We start from the raw sequence: 20,060 nt of genomic DNA, 5'->3' as shown, positions 1-20,060 counted from the left end.
TTTTGGAGTGCCTGATGCGTGTACTGCTCCTCTATCCACAATTTCCCAAATCGTTCTGGTCTTTTGACAAAGCACTAGAACTAATCGGACGGAAGGTATCACTTCCTCCGCTGGGGATGATTACAGTCGCAGCGATTCTGCCCCAAACTTGGGAGTTCCGCTTAGTAGACCGCAATGTTCAATTTGAGACTGAAGCAGACTGGGCTTGGGCAGACCTCGTCATCATCTCAGGGATGATTGTCCAGAAACCCGATATGCTACACCTGATCCGCGAAGCGAAGCAGCGCGGCAAATTGGTGGCAGTCGGTGGTCCTTACGTCACCTCAGTTCCAACTGCGGCACAGGAAGCCGGAGTAGACTTTCTGGTTTTAGACGAAGGCGAGATTACCTTGCCGCTCTTAGTCGAGGCGCTAGAGCGGGGTGAAACAGAGGGGGTATTTCGTTCCAATGGCGAAAAGCCCGATGTCACTAACACACCGATTCCCAGATTCGACCTGCTGGATTTAAGCGCCTACAACGATATGTCGGTGCAGTTTTCGCGGGGTTGCCCCTTTCAGTGCGAGTTCTGCGACATCATTGTTCTCTATGGGCGGAAGCCACGCACGAAAACCCCCGCGCAACTGCTTGCTGAATTGCAGTCCCTCTATGACCTGGGCTGGCGGCGCTCCATTTTTGTCGTTGATGACAACTTCATCGGCAACAAGCGCAACGTCAAGCTCTTGCTACGCGAACTCGGTCCCTGGATGGCAGCTCGCGGCTACCCCTTCCGTCTCTCGACTGAAGCCTCGGTAGACTTAGCACAGGATGAGGAACTGTTGGATTTGATGGTCGCTGCCAACTTCAGTGCAGTGTTTTTGGGCATCGAAACACCAGACACAGAGAGTCTGGCTCTGACTCAAAAATTCCAGAATACGCGCAATTCGCTGATGGAATCGGTTCAGAAAATCAATCGGGTGGGTTTGCGCGTGATGGCTGGTTTCATCATTGGCTTTGATGGTGAAAAGGCTGGGGCAGGTCGTCGGATCATTGATTTTGTGGAAGCGACAGCAATTCCTCAAGCACTGTTCAGTATGCTTCAGGCTTTGCCGAATACGGCGCTGTGGCATCGACTTCAAAAAGAGGGTCGTTTGCTGGAGGGGAGTGAAGAGGCGAATATCCATCAGACAACACTGACCAATTTTATCCCCAGTCGTCCTTTAGAAGAATTGGCTCGTGAATACGTCAGTTGCTTCTGGGAACTGTATGAACCATCTCGCTATCTAGCACGAGTCTATCGGCACTTTATACAGATGAAGCCGACTCCTCACAAGAAGAAGTTCCGAATGCCGGGATTCAGTGATATCAAGGCATTATTTATTATTTGTTGGCGACAAGGACTGAAGCGCAATACCCGCTTCCAGTTCTGGCGTCAGATGTTCTCCATCATTCAACACAATCCGGGTGTATTTGAGTCTTATTTGATTAATTGCGCCCATATTGAGCATTTCATCGAGTACCGTCAAATTGTACGGGACGAAATCGAAGCTCAACTTGCCCAATATCTAGCAAGTAAGGCAACAGAAACTCCTCAAGAAAAGGTTCTGGCAAGCTGAGTCATTCAATTTTGGATTGACTTTACCAATGGATTCGGAGAGTTAACCAAAGTTGTTTCATTAGACACTTTTATAAGTCTAAAAATGGTGGAAAATCAAACAACAAAGGTTCAAATTCGAGCGGTAACAACTCCGGAAGAAACCAAGATGTTTCTAGATGTTCCGGAGCGGGTTTATGCGAACGACTCTCACTGGGTAGCGCCAATTCGCAGCAGTATTGCCAAGCAGTTTACTCCTAGTAATCCGTTCCTTCAGTATGGGAAATTACAACAGTTTATTGCCATATCCGAAGGAGCAAACAGTTCTCACGCGGTAGGACGCATTGTTGCCTCAGTTAATCATCGGTTGATTGAGCGAGAAGGGCAAAATGTTGGTTTATTCGGTTTTTTTGAGTGCATCCAAGATTTTGCGATCGCGCAATCCTTATTTAAGACTGCCTGCAACTGGTTGCGGGAGCAAGGGATGACAGTTGTTCGGGGTCCCATCGACCTCTCAACTCACAATAATTGTTTATTTTTAGTAGACGGATTTGACTCGCCACCAATGGTGATGATGCCCTATAATCCGTTCTACTATCCAGAATTTATAGAGAAAGATGGCTGGCATAAAGCTAAGGATGCTTACGCCTATAATTTTTCTTTAGATAAACCCTTATCAGCAGAATTTGAGAAAGCTTATCGGATTGCTTGTAAATCAGGTGTTACCTTTCGTCCGTTAAGAACGAAAGGAGAAGGATTTGAACAAGATTGTATCAGCCTTTATCATCTTTTTAACCGCGCTTTCGCTAATAACTGGAGTTCAACCCCGCGCAGCCAGGAAGAATTTTTAGAAGAAGCGAAGGAACTACAGACTTTAGTAGATCCGGATGTCTTTCCCATCGCCGAATATAACGGGGAAATGATTGGGTTTTGGATGGGATTACCCGACTATAATATTCCTCTAAAACACGTCAATGGAAAGTTAAATTGGCTGGGGATTCTTAAGTTCCTTTGGTATCGCCGTCAAATTGACCGAGGGCGAGTAATTGCCATTTGTTCGCTGCCGGAGTATCGCCGAAAAATGGTGCCTCTCGCCTTGATTTATTTGGGAATGCAAGGGGGAATTCAAAAAGGGAAACCCTATAAGCAAGCGGAACTTTCCTGGGTCTATGAAGATAATTTTCCCTCCCGGAAGCTAATTGAAGCAGCGGGGGGCAAGATTTATAAAACTTACCGCATTTATGAAAAAGCATTATGAAGGCGCTAGTTACTGGAGCCAGTGGATTTACAGGTTCTCACTTAGTGCGGGCTTTAGAGCAGCAGGGCGACTTGGTGGTAGGGCTAGTCCGAAAATCAAGCAATCTAGCGCGTCTTTCTAATTGCAACGTGCAGTTGGTTTACGGAGATATTACCGACCGGGATGCCATGCGTTCGGCAATGACTGGGGTAGATACAGTTTTCCACACGGCGGCTTATGTAGAACTGGGCATCGTCGATGAAGCAGAAATGGAGCGGGTGAATGTGGAAGGAACTCGCTGCGTGTTAGAAACTGCTCAAGCCGCTGGTGTCTCTAAAGTGGTTTATTGCAGCACGATTGGCGTGTTTGGCGATACGGGGGGCAAACTTGTAAATGAAACTTTTAAGCGGACACAGACTAACTTTTCCTCTGCCTACGATCGCACTAAATACCAAGCACAAGAATGGGTGGATCGATTTGCGGCGCAAGGGCTTCCGGTTGTTAGTCTTCTGCCTTCCGGGATTTTTGGGGCGGACGATCCCCATTTTGGCCCCGTGATGCAGCAATTTATCAAAGGACGGCTAAAGCTGTGGGCAGGAGGCGATCGCATTACCGGCATTGTCCATGTGGATGACTTAGCTGCGGCGATGATTCTAGCAGCAGCAAAAAGCAAACCTGGAGAACACTACATTATTTCTGCTGGTGAGCTAACTACCCGCGAAATGTTTGAGATTTTCAGCCAGGAAACCCGTATTCCAGCCCCCGCCGAAGCTCCTAAGCTCGTCGTGAGATTTTTGGGAAACTTACTCGATCCAGTCGGACGCCTGCTCAAATGGCAGCCACCCCTCAGTCGGGAGCGCGTTCACTACATTTACGACCGCTGCGTCCGGGTGGATGCTACCAAAGCCTTTCAGGAACTTGGTTGGCATCCTCGCTCAGCATCAGAAACCTTGCGTGAGATTGTCCGAATCATGCAAGCCGCATCGTGAATGTTGCACGATTTGCACTATTCTCTCTTGAGAACTCCATCTTCGAGATAAGCGACTCGGTCAGCTACATCGACAATTCGAGGATCGTGCGTCACCATCAGCACCGTGCAACCGCCTTCCTTCGCTAGCTGGCGCAGTAGCTCAATCACAGTATGCCCACTATGGGAGTCTAAGGCAGCAGTTGGCTCATCTGCCATAATCAATTGGGGATTGCCTGCTAAAGCCCGCGCGATCGCCACCCGCTGTTTTTGTCCTCCGGACAAATCACCCGGCTTTTGATTCGCTTTATCTCCTAATCCCACCTGTTCCAACAAAACTTTTGCTTGCTGTCGGGCTACCCTATCCCGGATGCCTTTAACATTCAGCACGATTTCAATATTTTCAGATGCTGTTAGTGCTGGAAACAAGTTGAAACCCTGAAAAATAAAGCCAATATTGTGTAGTCGGAACCGTGCTAGCTTTGCCCTAGACATTCCTGTAATCTCGTCTCCGAGTAAGTACACCTTTCCAGCAGAGGGTGTCAGCAGCCCAGCTAAGATTGACAGCAGGGTAGTTTTTCCCGATCCAGACGGCCCCATCAAGAGTTGGATATCGCCCCTACAGATTTCTAAGTTAATCCCTTTAAGAACTTGATAAGACTGTCGCCCTGATGGAAATGCCATCTCTACCCCTTTGGCAACAATCTCTCCCATTTGACGATTATTAAATTCTCTTGCGGTAGAATCATCCTGGCTTCGGCTCTTTTTAAACACAGTAGAGTTAATTTGAGAAGCACTCATCCGTTTAAGTCTTTAGCCTAACTTTTGGTCAAACTTGCAGGTAATCGTCAATCTTTTTTTATGGTTTCACTAGCTCGGAAGCACTTGCTCGAAGACATTCCTCGTTTACTTGTGGCTCAGGCAGGGATTATGTTTGCCGTTAGCCTAGTAACAATTCAAACGGGTATCTTCAATGGCTTTAGTCGCTCCGCTGCTAAATTAATTGACAATTCCCAAGCCGATATTTGGGTGGCATCCAAGAGTATGGTGTACCTTGACTTGACGTTGCCAATCCCCCAAGCGCACGTCGTTCTGGCTCAAGAGGTGGCAGGCGTAGAGCGAGCCGAAGCACTCATTGCTAGGGGTTCCGTATGGCGTCACGCTTCAAATGAGATTGCTCCAGTCAGAGTCATCGGATTTAACCCAAATGGGCAATTGTTTGTACCAACAAATATCACCCAAGGAAGTGTGAGTGCCCTAAAAGAACCTTACACCGTAATGGTGGATGTAACGAACCTAGATGCCTTAAAGGTACGAAAAATCGGTGATGTTGCTCAAGTAGGTACTTTACCGGCACGGTTAGTTGGCTTCACCCAAAGAAATCGCTCAATAGCATCGAATGCTTATATGTTTACCTCCTTAGAGAGTGCCAACGCTTACTTAAATTCTGGTCAAACTTCTAATTTGTCTTGCCGATTGCAATCGGGATCGAGGGGAATCCAATGTACGAACACTTATGAGAAGCTCGATCCCACTGCTACTTCTGTACCCAAACCGTTAGCCGCATCAGACCCCATCACTTATGTCTTGATTCAAGCCAAGCCGGGTCAGGATTTAGAGGTACTTAAACAAAGACTAGAAGCCGCCTTACCCGATACCCGTGCGTACACTCACGCCGAAATGATTGAAATGACTCAGACTTACTGGCAAAAGCGAACTGGAATTGGGTTCCTTCTGGGTCTTGGTGCAGCGGTGGGTATCATTGTTGGGGCGATCGTTGTCGGTCAGATCCTCTACTCCTCAGTATCCGATCACATCAAAGAATTTGGCACCCTCAAAGCGATGGGCGCATCCGATTGGGTTATCTACTGTGCAATCATCGAGCAGGCGCTGTGGATGGCAATTCTAGGCTATATTCCCAGCATGGTTCTTTGCTTAGGAGTGGTAGCCTGGACATTTTCCAGTCAGGGAATCATCATTTTAATCACACCAGCGACTGCGATCGCTGCCTTGGGAATTACGGTTATCATGTGCGTCGGTTCTGCCATCTTTGCCATCCAAAAGGTCACTCGCGTCGATCCAGCGATCGTCTTCAAGGCTTAATTCCTAGAACCGTTAAGCTGACAATACCCGCTACGCCATCTGCCAAATCATCCATTGGGCAAACTCCTCCTGATACTGTTTGAGTTTGATACTCTCGCGCTGCCGTTTGCACTACCCCTGCTCTACCCCGTGAACCCCTCTGGGTTCAATATTCCCCCCTCTCCGTGAACGGAGAGGGGTTGGGGGTGAGGTTCCAAGTGTATATTGCACTCAAAGGAGAACCACGATAACTGAGATGTATGGATGGCTTAACGATAAAAATACGAAAATTGCAGTTGCCCATCTAGCTCTTTGATCCGCTGTTTTGCCTTATAAAATTCCTGGCAATAATATTCCCGCTTTTCAGGAGCAATTGAGGTATCGGGGTTTTTCCAGAGTTCCAAAAAGCGGCGGGCGATGTTTTCACACATTACCCGTTCCATACAAGCGGCGGCTGCTTTAATCAATTCAGGAGAGAGAATATCTTGCTGTGTATTTTCGTCGAGATGAAACAGCGGAGAAACTTGAGCCAAATCGTCAGGAAACTCAATTAACAAGTTTTGGAGGGAAGATATCAGTTCTGACGCTTCTACTGTAGACGCCTCAGAATTTCTTTGTATATCTAAAATTTTTAGCCATAAAAATCGGTAGTAGGGAAGGCTAAAGAACAAATCTCGTTCTTCTAGCACATCAATAACCGCCTGCCGATATTCGGGGCAATGGATATAAAAGCGCAGAAGTAAAGCTTCGGCTCGTTCTAAAAGACTGCGTTCCGAAGAACCCGATACAACTGGCTGTTGGCGTTTATTATTGCTACCAGTACGGCGCGACTGGGAACGTTTATTCTGTTTGGGCTGACTCTGCTTAAGAAGATTGTTAATTAGCAGCGGCACTTGTAGGGAATTATCTTGATTGAGGAGTTCTTCCCAGTGACGAACAACTTTATTGAGAAGATTATCTGATAACAACCCCACCCGCCGAGAATCGCCCTGACTCAGGATTTCCGCACAGTGATTGATGTAGTAAGTAATTTGATCGTCGTTGGTGAGATTGTTGAGTAACTTCACCAATTCTCCTGTAACTTGCTGAAATTGATCTGCTTGTTTGAGGTTTTTGCCGATTAAGATTTGCTGAATCTGCCAATCAAGCCACAGCGGGGCGTTGAGCAGTAGTTCCCGATAGGTTTGAGTGCCGCCTTTGCGGATAAATTCATCAGCATCTTTCCCATCTGGAAGGTTGAGAATTCGGAGATTAACTTGTCCTTGGTAAGCGAGATTGGCAATTTCTCCAATCGCTCGTTGAGTTGCTTTTGTCCCAGCGGCGTCGGCGTCGAAGTTGAAGATAATCTGCTTGGATTCGGTGTATCGCAGCAGCAGCCGCACTTGTTCTAAGCTGAGGGCGGTGCCAAGAGAAGCGACGACGTTGGAAATGCCTGCTGCATGGAGAGCGATCGCATCAAAATATCCCTCTACCACGACGGCTTGATCCTGCTTGCCAATCGCGTCACGAGCTTTATCCAAAGCAAATAAAGTTTTGCCTTTATGAAATAACTCAGTTTCGGGGGAGTTGAGATACTTGGGTTGCTCATCCCCCAAGGTTCTACCGCCAAAGGCAATGACGCGCCCTTGACTGTCGTGGATCGGAATCATCAAGCGATCGCGGAATCTGTCATAATAACCGCCGCCCGTCTTCCGAGGAACAATCAACCCCGCTTGTTCTACCAACTGCACCGGGAAGTGTTTCTGTTCCACCAAGTAGCGGTAGAGGGTTTCCCAACCCGCCGGTGCATAGCCTAGATGAAATTGTTGGATAGTTTCTTGTGAGAGTTCCCGCTTTGAGCGTAAATATTCTAGAGCCACCTCTCCTTGAGCTTGCCGGAGGGCGTGCTGATAAAAGCTTTCAGTCACTGCCAAAATCTCATGCAGCTGCTCTCGCAGCGTAATTTGGCGCTGCAATTCCTGTCGTTGTTCTGGCTCCAGCATCTGCACTGGCACTTGGTAGCGCCGCGCCAAATCCAGTACGACTTCGCCTAAAGAGCGCTTAGAGTGTTCCTTGAGGAATGTAATTACATTTCCCCCAGCTTGACAACCAAAGCAGTAATACATCTGCTTGCTGGGACTGACGCTAAAACTAGGGCTTTTTTCCTCATGAAAAGGGCACAAACCCACCAAATCTTTGCCCTGCTTCCGCAATAGGACGTATTCCGAGATGACATCTACAATGTCAGCCCGTTGCTTTACTTCCTCAATCGTGTCTGGATGCAGCCGGGGAATTTGCACAGCTTAGTTTTTTGTATCGAGAGAACCAATCGTGATTGGTGTTTTTTTCTAAACAAAGACAAAGGGGTCTTCCTAGTAATGTTCTAAGCTGGTACTAAGAAAACTCTTGGCACCCATTCGTCTTGCTAAAACTGAATCGCTAATCATCATTGTATTGGGATTACACTCAGGGTCGCACGCTACCAAAATTCTCAATCAACCTAGCGATATAGAGGATAAACCGGGCAGTGCTTAACTTTTTTCCTAGACGCCAAAGCGCGATCGCCAAAGCTGTCGCTGCATTGGAAGCTTATGGGGTTAAACCAGCAGTACGGCAACATCTGACAGCATTTTTGCAGGAAAGCGACAGCCGAGAACTCTACCATGCTAACCCCCGCCGAATTGCCGAACGATTGCACTTAAGCGAACGGGAGGCGCTGCGAGTTTTAGTCACCGCCTTGAAAGAAGGCATCCTATCTCTCAACTGGGACATTCAATGCCCCATGTGTCGGGGCATCGACTTCAATCCGAAAAGTCTGTACGATTTGCGGACAAACCATACCTGCCCACAGTGTCACATTGTCCATGCTACTGATGCTGATGAGCAGGTGCGGATTACGTTTAGTATTGACGAACGATTGCGCCGCCTGGAAAGGGACGCGGACGATCCGGATTTCCGCGCTAAAGTCGATGCTCAATATGGGGTAGTTTCCGGACACCAGATGCTGACGCTGCAAACTTTCCGCGACTTTTTTCCCCGCGAGACGATTCCGCCTAATGAGAGTTTAACGATCCGGCGGGTAGCGATTTTATTTTCGGATCTGGCTGGTTCAACGGCACTCTACGCAAGGCGGGGAGATTCGCGGGCTTATCATCTGGTACGCCGACACTTCGAGCTGCTGTTTCAGGTAGTAGATGCCCACAATGGTGTGGTTGTCAAGACGATTGGGGATGCGGTGATGGCAGCATTCACTGCACCTGCTGATGCAACGAGAAGCGCGATCGCCATGCACCAGCAGATGGAAGTTTTGAATCAACAGTTGCAACTAACAGCAGAAGATCGCCTTATCCTCAAAATTGGCATTGATGTCGGCCCCTGTATTAGTGTCACCCTAAACGAGCGGCTTGACTACTTCGGCACAACGGTGAATACAGCAGCACGGGTGCAGGCGACAAGCCAAGGCAACGACATTGCTTGTACCGAAACTGTACTCACGGACGCTGATGCTGCCAGTGCTGTCAAAGATTGCCCCCAGCTATGTAACACCATAAGTTTTAAAGGATTGGATGCACCGATTCTAGTTCATCGGATTGAGTTAATGAAGGCAATTTGCTGAAAGCTGGTGATGTCTTAACTTTTCTCCCTCCCAACTCAAAGGGTAAGGGAAGTCACCCCTACATTGATATCGTTAACCTAATTTTCATATAAATTTTATCTTTCTGTTAAGTAGCTTTCAGTAAATATTATTATTTCTCTTAGCCTAGCGTCCTTTGAGTTGGAAATCATATACTAACGATAGCCCTCCTTTTAAAAAAGGGCTAGGATTTATTAGCTAATAAGCAAAAAAACTCATTTTTAGCAGTTCCTTACTCTCTCGCCGCGAATTTTTTGGACGATGAACATAAACGATTGACCTGCTTACAGAATTTTATCTTTTCAGTTGCAAATTGTGATTTTTTAACACGGATAGACCCAGTTGATGTAAGATGTTGAACTTGCTAACAGAATCTCTAAAGAATCAGCGGCTTTAAACTGAAGAGAATCACCGCGTACCGACAACAACTGAGCCGGAGTCCTCTGGGTTAACTGCCCTGAAGCCAACGGGTGAATTGGGAAGACTTTCCCCCTTTACTGAGTCTTCTAAACCTTGATAAATGAGTAATTCTCCGGTAGGCAGATAGGTCACTCAGTATGTTATTCAGTTAAGTTTGAAGTAAAAAATTCATAACTCACGACGAAAACCATGAAAGCAGCTAATAGCCGTCAACCTTCCTCCGTTGCCTCCAAAATCCTTAAGTTGGTCGGAGTGATCCTAATTGTGTCCTCGCTGGTTGACTATGCGGTTTTTCTAATTCCGCCAAATAGACCCGGTGGCGTGGATGATCCACAGTGGCGGCTGAACTTCCTACAGTGGCAACAGGGCGTTACAGGGCAGCTAATTGACAGAGGGGTGATTCCAATGGTAGGTCTGGCGCTACTGTTCGCTGGATATTGGATTGACTCTAACTCTGGAATCGCTCGAAAAGGTTGGGAAGACCTAGTGAGAATCGGAGCGCTGATACTCTCTGTTATTTTAGGTTTGAGTTTCCTGCTGCCAGTTCCTTTACTGAACATCAATAGCTTGCGTCTGCTGAACCAGGAAGCGATCGCCCGAATTAACCAAAGAGCCACTCAAGTTGAAACTCAAATTGCCAGCCAGTCAGCCCAAGTTACCGCCCTGCTTGAAGATAGCAAGAAGCTTTCGGAACTAGATCAAGCACTCAGGAGCGGTCAAGTCCAAGGAGAGCAACAGGCGAGATTGCAAGCACTCAAAGATCAATTACAGAAGTTAAAGCAAGACCCAAAAGCTTTGAACGCACAAGTCGATGCAGCTAAAACCCAAGTTCGAGGCGGCAAACTAGAAGCCCAAAAACAAGCTCAAGGCGAGCTTTGGAAGACGGGTATCCGGAATGGACTGAGCAGTTTACTCTTAGCGATTGGCTACCTTAGCATTGCGGCGCTGGGGTTGACAGGTTCGGGAGGAAGCCGTCGGAAAGCTCAGGCGCGGTAAGAAATCGCGAGTTGCGAGGGGTTAGGGGTTCATTCGCCAAAAAAGCTGTTGGCTTTCCCCTCGACGGAGTAGTGGCGAAGCTGTTGCCTGTTGAGTAGGCTAGGATGAAGGCTGCAATTTCCCATCCTTCATCCGACGAAGAAAGCATCTATTAACATACTTCTACTCTTTGAAGTCACAACGCCCCAAGGAACCCGACGCAATCGGGATCTCCTTTACTGGAGTGCATCTCAAAGCAGGGATTGGTTCTTTCCTCTCACGAACGGCATCGCATGTTTTCAATTTACATACTGACCCATAACGAAGAAATTGATATTGCCGCTTGTATTGAATCGGCAATGCTATCGGATGATGTGATCGTGGTGGATTCGTACAGTAGCGATCGCACCGTCGAAATCGCCAGTCGCTACGATGTACGGGTGGTGAAGCATCGGTTTGAAAGTCACGGACGACAAAGAACCTGGATGCTCCAAGAAGTCCCCGCCAAACACGAATGGATTTATATCCTAGAAGCTGATGAGCGGATGACAAAAGAGCTGTTTCAGGAATGCCTGGAAGCAATTAAAACGACTGAATATGTCGGCTACTACGCAGCAGAGCGCGTCATGTTCATGGGCAATTGGATTCGCCGCAGCACTCAGTATCCCCGCTACCAGATGCGTCTGTTGAAACCAGGCAAAGTTTGGTTTAGCGACTACGGTCATACCGAACGGGAAGTTTGCGAAGGACCTACCAGCTTCTTGAAAGAAACTTATCCCCACTACACCTGTAGTAAAGGATTGAGTCGCTGGATTGACAAGCACAACCGCTACTCTACAGACGAAGCCGTTGAAACCCTGCGCCAGTTAGAAAAAGGAAGTGTCAACTGGCGAGATTTATTCTGGGGTCGTTCAGAAGTAGAAAAACGCCGCGCCCTCAAAGATTTGTCCCTGCGGTTGCCCTTCCGCCCGCTCGTGCGCTTCGTATATATGTATTTCTTCCTAGGTGGCATTTTGGATGGGCGAGGAGGGTTTGCCTGGTGTACCTTGCAGGCATTCTACGAATATCTGATCTTACTTAAGGTGTGGGAGCTAAAGCATCTGCCCCAGCCCCCACTGGATGACCCAAATCCACCAATTCCTCCAGACGACACAAATGTGGATGCGGCGACAGTCAGTTCCTCTCCTCGACAAAGGTAGCGGGCTTGTAAATGCTAAAGTGTAAAGTGTGATACTAGATACCAGGGGACTTGCAACAATTCTTCACAAGTCTTACAAATAAAGATAGAAAGATAGAAAAGCACAATCCCAGAATCAATCCTGCGCTTTCGCGGCAGGTAAGCTATGCATGAAGGAGCAGCAATCTATAGAGAATGCCCAGTTCCAGTTTTGCAGGAGCGTCTTTTGGGGTTGATTGACGAACTTTTTCAGCCAACGCTTACTTGATAAGAGTTGGCAGCCCGATATAAAGAAAGCACCGCCAGTTGTAAGGAGATTGGGCAATCTGTGATCCAACGCTTCAAGCAGGACTTAAAGAATGACCTGATAGCAGGTCTTCTGGTTGTCATTCCCTTGGCTACCACAATCTGGCTGACAATTACAATTGCCAGCTGGGTGATCAACTTTTTGACCCGCATTCCAAAGCAGGTAAACCCCTTCGATGGTCTGCATCCCATCCTGGTGAATGTCCTAAATCTGTTGGTCGGACTAGCCGTTCCATTGCTGTGTATTTTGCTGATTGGCTTAATGGCACGCAATATTGCCGGACGGTGGTTGCTAGATTTTGGGGAGCGACTGTTGCAGGCGATTCCATTAGCAGGATCGGTTTATAAAACCCTCAAACAGTTACTAGAAACGATTTTAAGGGATACAAACGGCAAGTTTCGTCGTGTCGTTTTGGTAGAGTACCCCCGTCGAGGGGTCTGGGCGATCGCTTTTGTTACAGGTGTGATGAGCAGCGAAATCCAATGTCAGATGCCTGGTCCCATGCTCAGCGTTTTTATTCCAACTACGCCTAACCCAACCACCGGCTGGTATGCGATTGTCTCGGAAGAAGAAGTGCTGAACCTCTCCATGTCGATTGAAGATGCCTTCAAGGTAGTGGTTTCGGGAGGAATTGTTAGTCCCAACCCCCCTCCCTTGGTGCCGGTTCCCACTGGTAGCGATCGCCAACTAGAACCCTTAGTTTCTGAAGGGAGATGGCAGGTTTTACCTACAGAGGAAGATTAAAAAATCCCGAGTAATGGGTAATGGGTAATGGGTAATTGTTAGTCGTTCTCAGTCCTTAGTCCTTGGTTTGTTGCTACTGGCTGATGACCAATGACGAATGAGCTTTTGACCAACGACCGATTACCGATTACCCATTCCGAATTACCCATTAGAATTTGTCATGCAAAACCGCCAACCCCGCCGAATTGCCCGTGAATTAGCTCTCCTCAGCCTTAGCCAGCTGAGCGGGACTGTAGAACGAATGGCGACCCAGCAAATATCCAGTCTCGTCACTGCTGCCATCCGCGCCCTCAGCGCTGAAGTTCAAGAGACTTTAGAGGTTGCCGCAGCAGAAGTTCAACGCTCAAGCGAGCGTTTGCTTAGTAGCGAAACCCGCGCCTCGGATGTTCAGAGTGCAAAGGCGATGATCAACGAAGCCATTGAGCTAACTCAGGCAGCCATCAACCGAGTGGGAACTGCTCTAGAACTGCCAGAATTTATTCAACTATCAAACCAGCAGGAGGTTCGCGCCTACGCCTTAGAAATTATTACCAAAGTCAACGCCAAGCGGGCAGAGATCGATCAACTGCTGGACGAAGCAATGGTGAATTGGCAGTTAAACCGCCTGCCTCGGATTGACCGGGATATCTTGCGGGTGGCAGTAGTAGAAATTATGTATATCGGCGTGCCAGATAGAGTTGCCGTCAATGAAGCGATAGAGTTAGCCAAACGGTACAGTGATGAGGAAGGGCATCGGTTTATTCAAGGCGTCCTGCGCCGAGTTACTGACCAGCTGAAGACTCAGTCGCCCACGACGTAGAAAAGTTCTCTATAGTTAGTAGCAGTAATAGCTCCTTATTTGCTGCTGAGTTTTGTAGGTGCAATGGTTTTTAATTGGTTCCGTCGTCAGTTTAGCGATAAAACAAGTGATTCCCCGGTTGAACGGGAAAAAACCGATGTAGAGACGTCAGATATTGCGTCTCTACAACCGGAAGCCGAAACCGAAACGTCAGAATCAACAACAGAGGCTCAGTCACCGCAGGTTGCTGAAGACCTGCTTAGCTACGCTAAAGCAGCCTACAAAAATATTCAGCAAAAACAGCAACAATCCCAGGTGGAAACGGCTCCAGCGGTGGCTGAGTCACCCGCCACTTCGGCAGCGGAACCCAGCAAATTAGAGACTGTTGCAGAAACGGCCCAAGTAGAAACGGCAGAAGTAGAAACAGCCGAAGTAGAAACGGCAGAAGTCAGTGTAGAGGCTGAAACGGCTCAATCAGTTGAGGCACCCGCGACAACCACGGTTGAAGCTGAGGCACCGGAAACGTCGGAAACGCCGCCACTGGCAGAAGCGTCCCCGGTAGAAACAGCGCCAGAACCAGAAGCAGAAACGACTCAAACGCCCGAACCCGTCGTTGAGGCAGAGGCACCGGCAACAGATGAGTCTGTGGAACCAGAGGTCGAGGAAGCGATCGCCGAAACCGGGATCAATTTAGAAGCCACACCTCCAGCATCAGAGGCAGAGGAACCAGAGGTCGAGACAGCGATCGCCGAAACCGGCGTCAATTTAGAAGCCGTACCCCCAGAGGCATCACCAGGACCAGTAGCGACTGAATCCCAGACAGGTGAGACCGCCACCAGTGCCCCGGTGCCCTTTTGGGCACGGGAAGACCGACAGGCACGGCTAGAACGCCTCAAGGCAACGGCGATAGAGACGCCAGAACCAGAGCCTGTCAGGGCACCCGTGCAGCCAGCAGCGGCAACCGTGGAGACTGAATCGATACCAGGATTCACCTTCGATGAGGGCTTTATGTGGTCAGCGCAAGTGCTGGCAGCTCAGGGGCGTCGGGCGGAGGATGTTTCAATTGAAGAAATTACCTGGCTGAAGCGACTGCGGCAAGGCTTGGATAAAACTCGTCGCAGCTTGATCAACCGACTGAAGGCAATTGTCGGTCAAGGGCCGTTGAATCAAGATGCGGTCATGGAGATTGAGGCGCTGCTGTTGCAGGCAGATGCTGGCGTTGAGGCGACAGACTCTATCATCAATACGCTCCAAAAGAGGCTCCGAGATGAGGTGCTACCGCCAGAGCAAGCGATCGCCTACCTCAAACAAATCCTGCGCGACTTACTCGACCAACCCATTCAGGAATCCTACAGTCCCACCTTTGTCCCAACAAAAGACACTCTGAATATCTGGCTGATGACTGGGGTTAATGGTGCGGGTAAAACAACTACGATTGGCAAAATTTCCCATTTAGCCCAAAAATCCGGCTATAAGTGCTTAATTGGCGCTGCCGATACCTTCCGGGCCGCTGCGGTAGAACAGGTAAAGATTTGGGGACAGCGCAGTGGTGTTGAAGTGATTGCCAACCCAGGACAGAATACCGATCCGGCTGCTGTTGTGTTTGACGCGATCGCAGCAGCGCAGGCGCGGGGTACAGAATTACTCCTAATCGACACCGCAGGGCGTCTCCAGAACAAGAAAAATCTGATGGACGAACTGAGCAAAATCCGCCGCATTGTCGATAAAAAAGCCCCCGAAGCCCAAGTAGAAGCCCTCCTGGTGCTTGATGCCACCCTCGGTCAAAATGGCTTGCGCCAAGCACAAGTCTTCTCAGAAGCTGCAAAACTCAGCGGCGTCGTCTTGACAAAACTCGATGGAACTGCCAAGGGAGGCGTAGCTCTAGCCGTAGTACAACAGCTTGGCTTGCCCATCCGCTTCATCGGTGCGGGGGAAGGTATAGAAGATTTACGTCCCTTTTCTAGCTACGAATTTGTAGAAGCCCTGCTGAGTGGCTGATAGTCTGTTAACCTAATTTTTTAGCTTGAAAAACCCGTTTTCTTTGAGAAAACGGGTTTTTGATTTGTCAGCAACTTTGTGCATGAAAACCGACAGCCCCGAATATCTAGATCAACCGCCTTTTATCGACAGCCTAAAGATTCGCGAGTGACCACTTTTGTCTTAGAATTAACACCCGTTGCTCTGGCACACAGTTTTTTTACTTGGACACCATCTAAAATCGCATTAGAAAAATCGGCACCTGTGATGTTCGCATCGTTAAAGCGCGATCGCAACATCATCGCATCTTCAAACACTGCATCACTTAAATCTGCATTTGTGAAGTCAGCTAAATAGGCGATTCCATTGGTAAAGTCTGCTCCATGTAGATTCGCCTTGCTCAGCACTGAACCATTAAACACCACACCCCGTAAGTCGGCATTACTAAAGTTAATATTTTCCAGGTTGGCGTTGGAAAACTCAATTGCTTGTAAGTTTTGACCAGAGAAATCCTTACCCATCAGTTCCCCTTGGCTAGCTGAACGGGAAATGGAAGAAGAGCTAGCGGCGAGTGCTGAAGGGGAAAAACAGATAAGCACGAGTGCCACAACCAATGCTGTTAGTCGGAGAAAATGCTTCATACTAGATCGATTTTTCACGAGCCGCTTGAAAAAATAAAGGATTTTTCGAGAACAGTCAAGTTCGCGACAATTAGATTAATCATGCCATGACTGGCTAGGTGATTGGATATTAGAGTTCCTGATACGGCACTTCCAATTCGGATTTCTTCAGCGAATGGCAGCGTTGCGGTTCAATTTCAAATTTTTGAACAAAAATTTCAGATGAGGTTGACTCAACTTATGCCATTTTGGATGTTGGATTAACCGAAGCAATCTAGCGGCGTATTTATCAGTGGTTAGAATCAGTGGTTAGAAATTATGCAAGTTCAAAGCCCAATGGTCTAAGGAGGTCGCGCCGCCGAAAAAGGAACGGGATTTATACTTGGTTCATTTCCTTGCTCTCTTTGGGCCTAGCGATCGCGTTCTCCATTTATTCTCCCCAGTTTAGAGCCAAGTCACCGCCTTCTGTAGCTTCCACGGAATTGCGGGGCGTTTGGTTGACCAATGTTGCGAGTTCTGTGCTATTTATGCCCTGGGGAGTCAACCGGGCGATGCACCAGCTATCTCAATTACATTTCAATACCGTCTACCCTGTAGTCTGGAATCGGGGACATACTTTTTACCCCAGCACTGTGGCAAGACGGAAGACGGGTCGCCCTCAAGACCAAGGGTTAGAGCTTCTGGGGCTGGGGCGAGATGTTTTAGCTGAGATAATCAAGCAGGGAAATCGACGGCAAATTCGAGTGATTCCTTGGTTTGAGTATGGCTTTATGGCTCCTGCGAGTTCAGAACTGGCAAAGCGCCACCCAGACTGGATCTCACTTCGTCAAGACGGCACCAAAAATATCTTGCCGGAGATTCTGGAACAGGACTTGCTCAACCCGGCAAAGCCAAATGTTCAGCCTTCCTCTCGAAAAGTCGAACAATTTATCCGCAACCAGTTTGCCAGGAAAATCGTGTGGCTCAACCCTCTACATCCAGAAGTGCAGCAGTTTATCCTAAATCTGATGGTTGAAGTCGTTACTAAGTATGATGTAGCTGGCATTCAGATGGACGATCACTTTGGCTTGCCGGTTGAGTTTGGTTACGATCCTTTTACAGCCGAGCTTTATCGGCAAGAACACGAGGGTAAAAATCCTCCTACCAACCCTAAAGATGCTGAGTGGATGAGCTGGAGAGCAAATAAGATTACTGATTTTATGCAGCGGCTCTTTCAGGCTGTTAAATCTGTCAAACCCGGATGCTTGGTGTCTTTGTCTCCTAACCCCTACTCTTTTGCCTACAGATTCTATCTTCAAGATTGGCAGACTTGGGTGCAGCGGGGTTTGGTGGAGGAGTTGGTATTACAGGTGTATCGAGATGACCTAAAAAGTTTTTTGGCTGAATTGTCGCAACCCTCTGTGCAGATGGCGCGTCGTCAGATTCCAGTGGGTGTCGGGATCTTATCGGGGTTAGCGAGTCGTCCGATTGACATGAAGCAGATTCAACAGCAAGTTCAGGCGGTGCGCGATCGCGGTTTTAGTGGGGTATCTTTCTTCTACTGGGAAAGCTTGTGGGGTTATATGTCTCCAGAGCCACCAAAGAGACGCCGAGAAGCATTCCGGGCACTTTTTCCTGCTAGCGCTACACGACCCCAGATTTTGCCAAAGTCCGGTAATCGGTAATGAGTAATCGATGATGAACAATGAGCAATTCGCCATCAGCAATGACCAATGACCAATCGCCGATTACCAATTTCTACATTTTCTGGTTCCAGTGGGTATGCGTCACGCTTGTGGGTTTTTTGGTTAGTTTGCTGTGGATTGAGGTGGGTGAAAGACCCGATATCGGCGTTTTAGAAGGTGCAATTGGCGGATCTGCGGTTGGTTTGGCACAAGCGTTCGTTCTCAGACAGCAAGTTGAGGTGAGCAAAACGATGCCAAACGCGATCGCGGGTTGGTGGGTACTCACCAGTGTACTTAGTTGGGGCTTGATCGGCGGCAGTGGCGTCGGAGCCATCGGCTGGGTGGCACCCAGAACGTTACTATTTGAAGCCAGGATTATCTTTGGAATCTTCAATGGGGGGCTGGCAGGCGCTTTGCTAGGACTGCTGCAAGGGCTTGTCCTGTTTCAGCAGGCGCAAAAAGCTTGGATCTGGGTCTTGGTCAGTTCTGTCAGCTGGGCGATGGGGCTAGCGATGGGTTGGGCTGTTGGGGGACTGTTGCGCGAAGCGACGCGCTTATTCGTTAGCGAGGTGGTGGGTTTAGCCGTGGCATGGGTTATCGTTGCTGCGATTACAGGCGTTGCCCTAATTGGCTTGGTGCGCTTTAAACCTGGCTAACTAGAACTTTTGTGGAGAGAGCGATCGCCCAGTAGGATAAGCAGTATTAACCAACCGCTAACAGATAATTTCTGGCATTTGAACTGTAACATTTTCACTTAACATATTCAATTTCTAATTTATCTTACGGACCAATCTTCTAGAGCCATTTTCACTACTCCTTCTACAGAAGTAAAATCAGAGTGGTTAACTGGGCTTAACTTCTGCCGAGACTTCATATACTTCCGGTAGTTGATATAGTAGTCCTCAAAACTGTAGAATGTATTATCTATCTCTGGGGTTTTAAACGGATACCGTAACGGTAAACCCAAATTCTTATAAAATGTATAATTTAAATCTCTTAGTTCAGTCACCTTCACAAAATCATTGGTTTCCACATATATACCATCTACTTTCTTGGTTCGTTTGTATGTTCGGGGGTTAATGTCAACAGTTGGTAAGTAAACCTCTAGAGATAGCTTTCCTGTAGGGAAATTTAGTCCATAATCATAACTAAAAAAAGCACAAGTTTTGTCTTTTGGCACTTGTCCTTGTTTATTGTATTTAGCAAATACAATTTTTTTTGAGACATTATCTTGCGAATAACTTGCGTAGCTGTCAAATCGTATATCTGAACTGTAAGATTGTATTGTTTGAATCATTTTCAATACATTTTCTCGGACTTGAGGTTTTTCCAACAAGTATGCCTGCATAAATGATGGCAGAGAATCAAAGAGAGAATCCTCAAATACCTCAACTTTTACTTGAGACAATACAGTGTTATCAATATTTTTCAATATTAAATAGTATTCACCGGCTAAAGTTTTTTTGACTTGATAAGTCAAAAGCAAACAACCTGGTATCTTACTTTCAGCGTAGGTTATAGTAGAATCTGAAAAGGAAGACGCTACAGCGATTAGAATAAAATCTTTATTGAAATCTACTTTGGAGAATTCAGGAGTTTGCGGACGGTTGTTAATTAAGTTATCCTTGTATCGTATAAGTTGGTCTATACTGCCTTTATCACCTCCTTTTTTAATCTCCAAAATTGCAAGTCTCCCTAAAGAATTCATCCCTAAGATATCCGCTCTATTTTGTTTGTTGATAATGTGTTGTTTCTTAAGGTGAGTTAAATTAAGCAATGAACTAAGATGTAACCAAATGAATTCTTCAAGCAGTGCTTCAGATTTGAACAAAAACTTTCCCTTAGATTGTCTTAACATACTGAGTGCAATGTCCCATTTTGCTGTCGCAAATCAACGCTAGTTTTTGGTGAAGGTGCGATGACCTTCAC

At 47.5% G+C, this 20,060-nt stretch carries 18 protein-coding genes; 12 read left to right on the top strand and 6 right to left on the bottom strand.

Annotated features, from left to right (window positions below; all coding sequences use genetic code 11):
* Window positions 1-14: 14 nt before the first annotated feature.
* The 3 genes from H6H02_RS00810 to H6H02_RS00800 all read left to right on the top strand — a co-directional run bounded on the left by H6H02_RS00810 (window position 15) and on the right by H6H02_RS00800 (window position 3,796).
* Entirely contained in the window at window positions 15-1,592 is a 1,578-nt protein-coding gene (locus H6H02_RS00810) for a B12-binding domain-containing radical SAM protein (protein WP_190813702.1), read from the top strand.
* Between the two features lie 84 nt (window positions 1,593-1,676).
* The gene (locus H6H02_RS00805) at window positions 1,677-2,828 is read left to right on the top strand and encodes a hypothetical protein (protein WP_190813701.1); all 1,152 of its coding nucleotides are present in this window, start codon (window positions 1,677-1,679) and stop codon (window positions 2,826-2,828) included.
* On the top strand, window positions 2,825-3,796 hold the full coding sequence (locus tag H6H02_RS00800; protein WP_190813699.1) for an NAD-dependent epimerase/dehydratase family protein: 972 nt from the start codon (window positions 2,825-2,827) through the stop codon (window positions 3,794-3,796). The genes H6H02_RS00805 and H6H02_RS00800 overlap by 4 nt, the downstream gene beginning before the upstream one ends.
* Window positions 3,797-3,813: 17 nt before the next feature.
* Here the strand turns inward: H6H02_RS00800 and H6H02_RS00795 are convergent, their stop codons facing one another.
* On the bottom strand, window positions 3,814-4,575 hold the full coding sequence (locus H6H02_RS00795) for an ABC transporter ATP-binding protein (RefSeq protein ID WP_190813695.1): 762 nt from the start codon (window positions 4,573-4,575) through the stop codon (window positions 3,814-3,816).
* Between the two features lie 60 nt (window positions 4,576-4,635).
* Here H6H02_RS00795 and H6H02_RS00790 point away from each other — a divergent pair, with 60 nt between their 5' ends.
* Window positions 4,636-5,877, top strand: a complete 1,242-nt coding sequence (locus H6H02_RS00790) for an FtsX-like permease family protein (protein ID WP_190813693.1) — start codon at window positions 4,636-4,638, stop codon at window positions 5,875-5,877.
* Here H6H02_RS00790 and H6H02_RS27445 read toward each other — a convergent pair.
* Together H6H02_RS27445 and dnaG are read right to left on the bottom strand one after the other, a co-directional pair.
* Window positions 5,867-5,989 carry a hypothetical protein gene (locus H6H02_RS27445; protein WP_277922490.1) on the bottom strand — a complete coding sequence of 41 codons (123 nt, stop codon included), beginning with the start codon at window positions 5,987-5,989 and terminating at the stop codon, window positions 5,867-5,869. The two genes, H6H02_RS00790 and H6H02_RS27445, sit on opposite strands and share 11 nt — an antisense overlap.
* A gap of 136 nt (window positions 5,990-6,125) precedes the next feature.
* Entirely contained in the window at window positions 6,126-8,135 is a 2,010-nt protein-coding gene (dnaG, locus tag H6H02_RS00785) for a DNA primase (protein ID WP_190813691.1), read from the bottom strand.
* A gap of 227 nt (window positions 8,136-8,362) precedes the next feature.
* Here dnaG and H6H02_RS00780 point away from each other — a divergent pair, with 227 nt between their 5' ends.
* A complete protein-coding gene (locus H6H02_RS00780) occupies window positions 8,363-9,451 on the top strand; it encodes an adenylate/guanylate cyclase domain-containing protein (protein ID WP_190813689.1) in 1,089 nt (362 codons plus the stop codon).
* Between the two features lie 426 nt (window positions 9,452-9,877).
* Here H6H02_RS00780 and H6H02_RS00775 read toward each other — a convergent pair whose 3' ends face one another.
* Window positions 9,878-10,021: a hypothetical protein gene (locus tag H6H02_RS00775; protein WP_190813687.1), complete on the bottom strand. Its 144-nt coding sequence runs from the start codon at window positions 10,019-10,021 to the stop codon at window positions 9,878-9,880.
* Window positions 10,022-10,078: 57 nt separating this feature from the next.
* On the opposite strand from H6H02_RS00775, the gene H6H02_RS00770 reads away from it, so the two are divergent.
* The 5 genes from H6H02_RS00770 (at window position 10,079) to ftsY (ending at window position 15,868) form a co-directional block, all read left to right on the top strand.
* Window positions 10,079-10,885 (top strand): HpsJ family protein, encoded by an 807-nt coding sequence (locus tag H6H02_RS00770; protein WP_206757259.1) that lies wholly within the window; start codon window positions 10,079-10,081, stop codon window positions 10,883-10,885.
* A gap of 272 nt (window positions 10,886-11,157) precedes the next feature.
* Window positions 11,158-12,063 (top strand): glycosyltransferase family 2 protein, encoded by a 906-nt coding sequence (locus H6H02_RS00765; RefSeq protein WP_190813685.1) that lies wholly within the window; start codon window positions 11,158-11,160, stop codon window positions 12,061-12,063.
* Window positions 12,064-12,369: 306 nt separating this feature from the next.
* The gene (locus H6H02_RS00760) at window positions 12,370-13,092 is read left to right on the top strand and encodes a DUF502 domain-containing protein (protein WP_190814197.1); all 723 of its coding nucleotides are present in this window, start codon (window positions 12,370-12,372) and stop codon (window positions 13,090-13,092) included.
* 160 nt (window positions 13,093-13,252) lie between these two features.
* Window positions 13,253-13,891, top strand: coding sequence for a transcription antitermination factor NusB (gene nusB, locus H6H02_RS00755; protein WP_190813683.1), 639 nt, complete (start codon window positions 13,253-13,255; stop codon window positions 13,889-13,891).
* A gap of 63 nt (window positions 13,892-13,954) precedes the next feature.
* On the top strand, window positions 13,955-15,868 hold the full coding sequence (gene ftsY / locus H6H02_RS00750; protein ID WP_190813681.1) for a signal recognition particle-docking protein FtsY: 1,914 nt from the start codon (window positions 13,955-13,957) through the stop codon (window positions 15,866-15,868).
* Window positions 15,869-15,990: 122 nt separating this feature from the next.
* On the opposite strand, the gene H6H02_RS00745 is transcribed toward ftsY, so the two are convergent.
* Window positions 15,991-16,488, bottom strand: a complete 498-nt coding sequence (locus H6H02_RS00745; RefSeq protein ID WP_190814195.1) for a pentapeptide repeat-containing protein — start codon at window positions 16,486-16,488, stop codon at window positions 15,991-15,993.
* 374 nt (window positions 16,489-16,862) lie between these two features.
* Here H6H02_RS00745 and H6H02_RS00740 point away from each other — a divergent pair, with 374 nt between their 5' ends.
* Window positions 16,863-18,131 carry a glycoside hydrolase family 10 protein gene (locus H6H02_RS00740; protein ID WP_199328909.1) on the top strand — a complete coding sequence of 423 codons (1,269 nt, stop codon included), beginning with the start codon at window positions 16,863-16,865 and terminating at the stop codon, window positions 18,129-18,131.
* A gap of 41 nt (window positions 18,132-18,172) precedes the next feature.
* Window positions 18,173-18,787, top strand: coding sequence for a hypothetical protein (locus tag H6H02_RS00735; RefSeq protein WP_190813678.1), 615 nt, complete (start codon window positions 18,173-18,175; stop codon window positions 18,785-18,787).
* Window positions 18,788-18,906: 119 nt separating this feature from the next.
* Here H6H02_RS00735 and H6H02_RS00730 read toward each other — a convergent pair whose 3' ends face one another.
* Window positions 18,907-19,962 carry a hypothetical protein gene (locus H6H02_RS00730; RefSeq protein WP_190813676.1) on the bottom strand — a complete coding sequence of 352 codons (1,056 nt, stop codon included), beginning with the start codon at window positions 19,960-19,962 and terminating at the stop codon, window positions 18,907-18,909.
* Window positions 19,963-20,060: the final 98 nt, after the last annotated feature.

The sequence above is a fragment of the Coleofasciculus sp. FACHB-1120 genome (assembly GCF_014698845.1).
Taxonomy (GTDB): domain Bacteria; phylum Cyanobacteriota; class Cyanobacteriia; order Cyanobacteriales; family FACHB-T130; genus FACHB-T130.
Note: the sequence above shows the minus strand (reverse complement) of the source record. Positions and strands in the feature narration are given on the sequence as shown.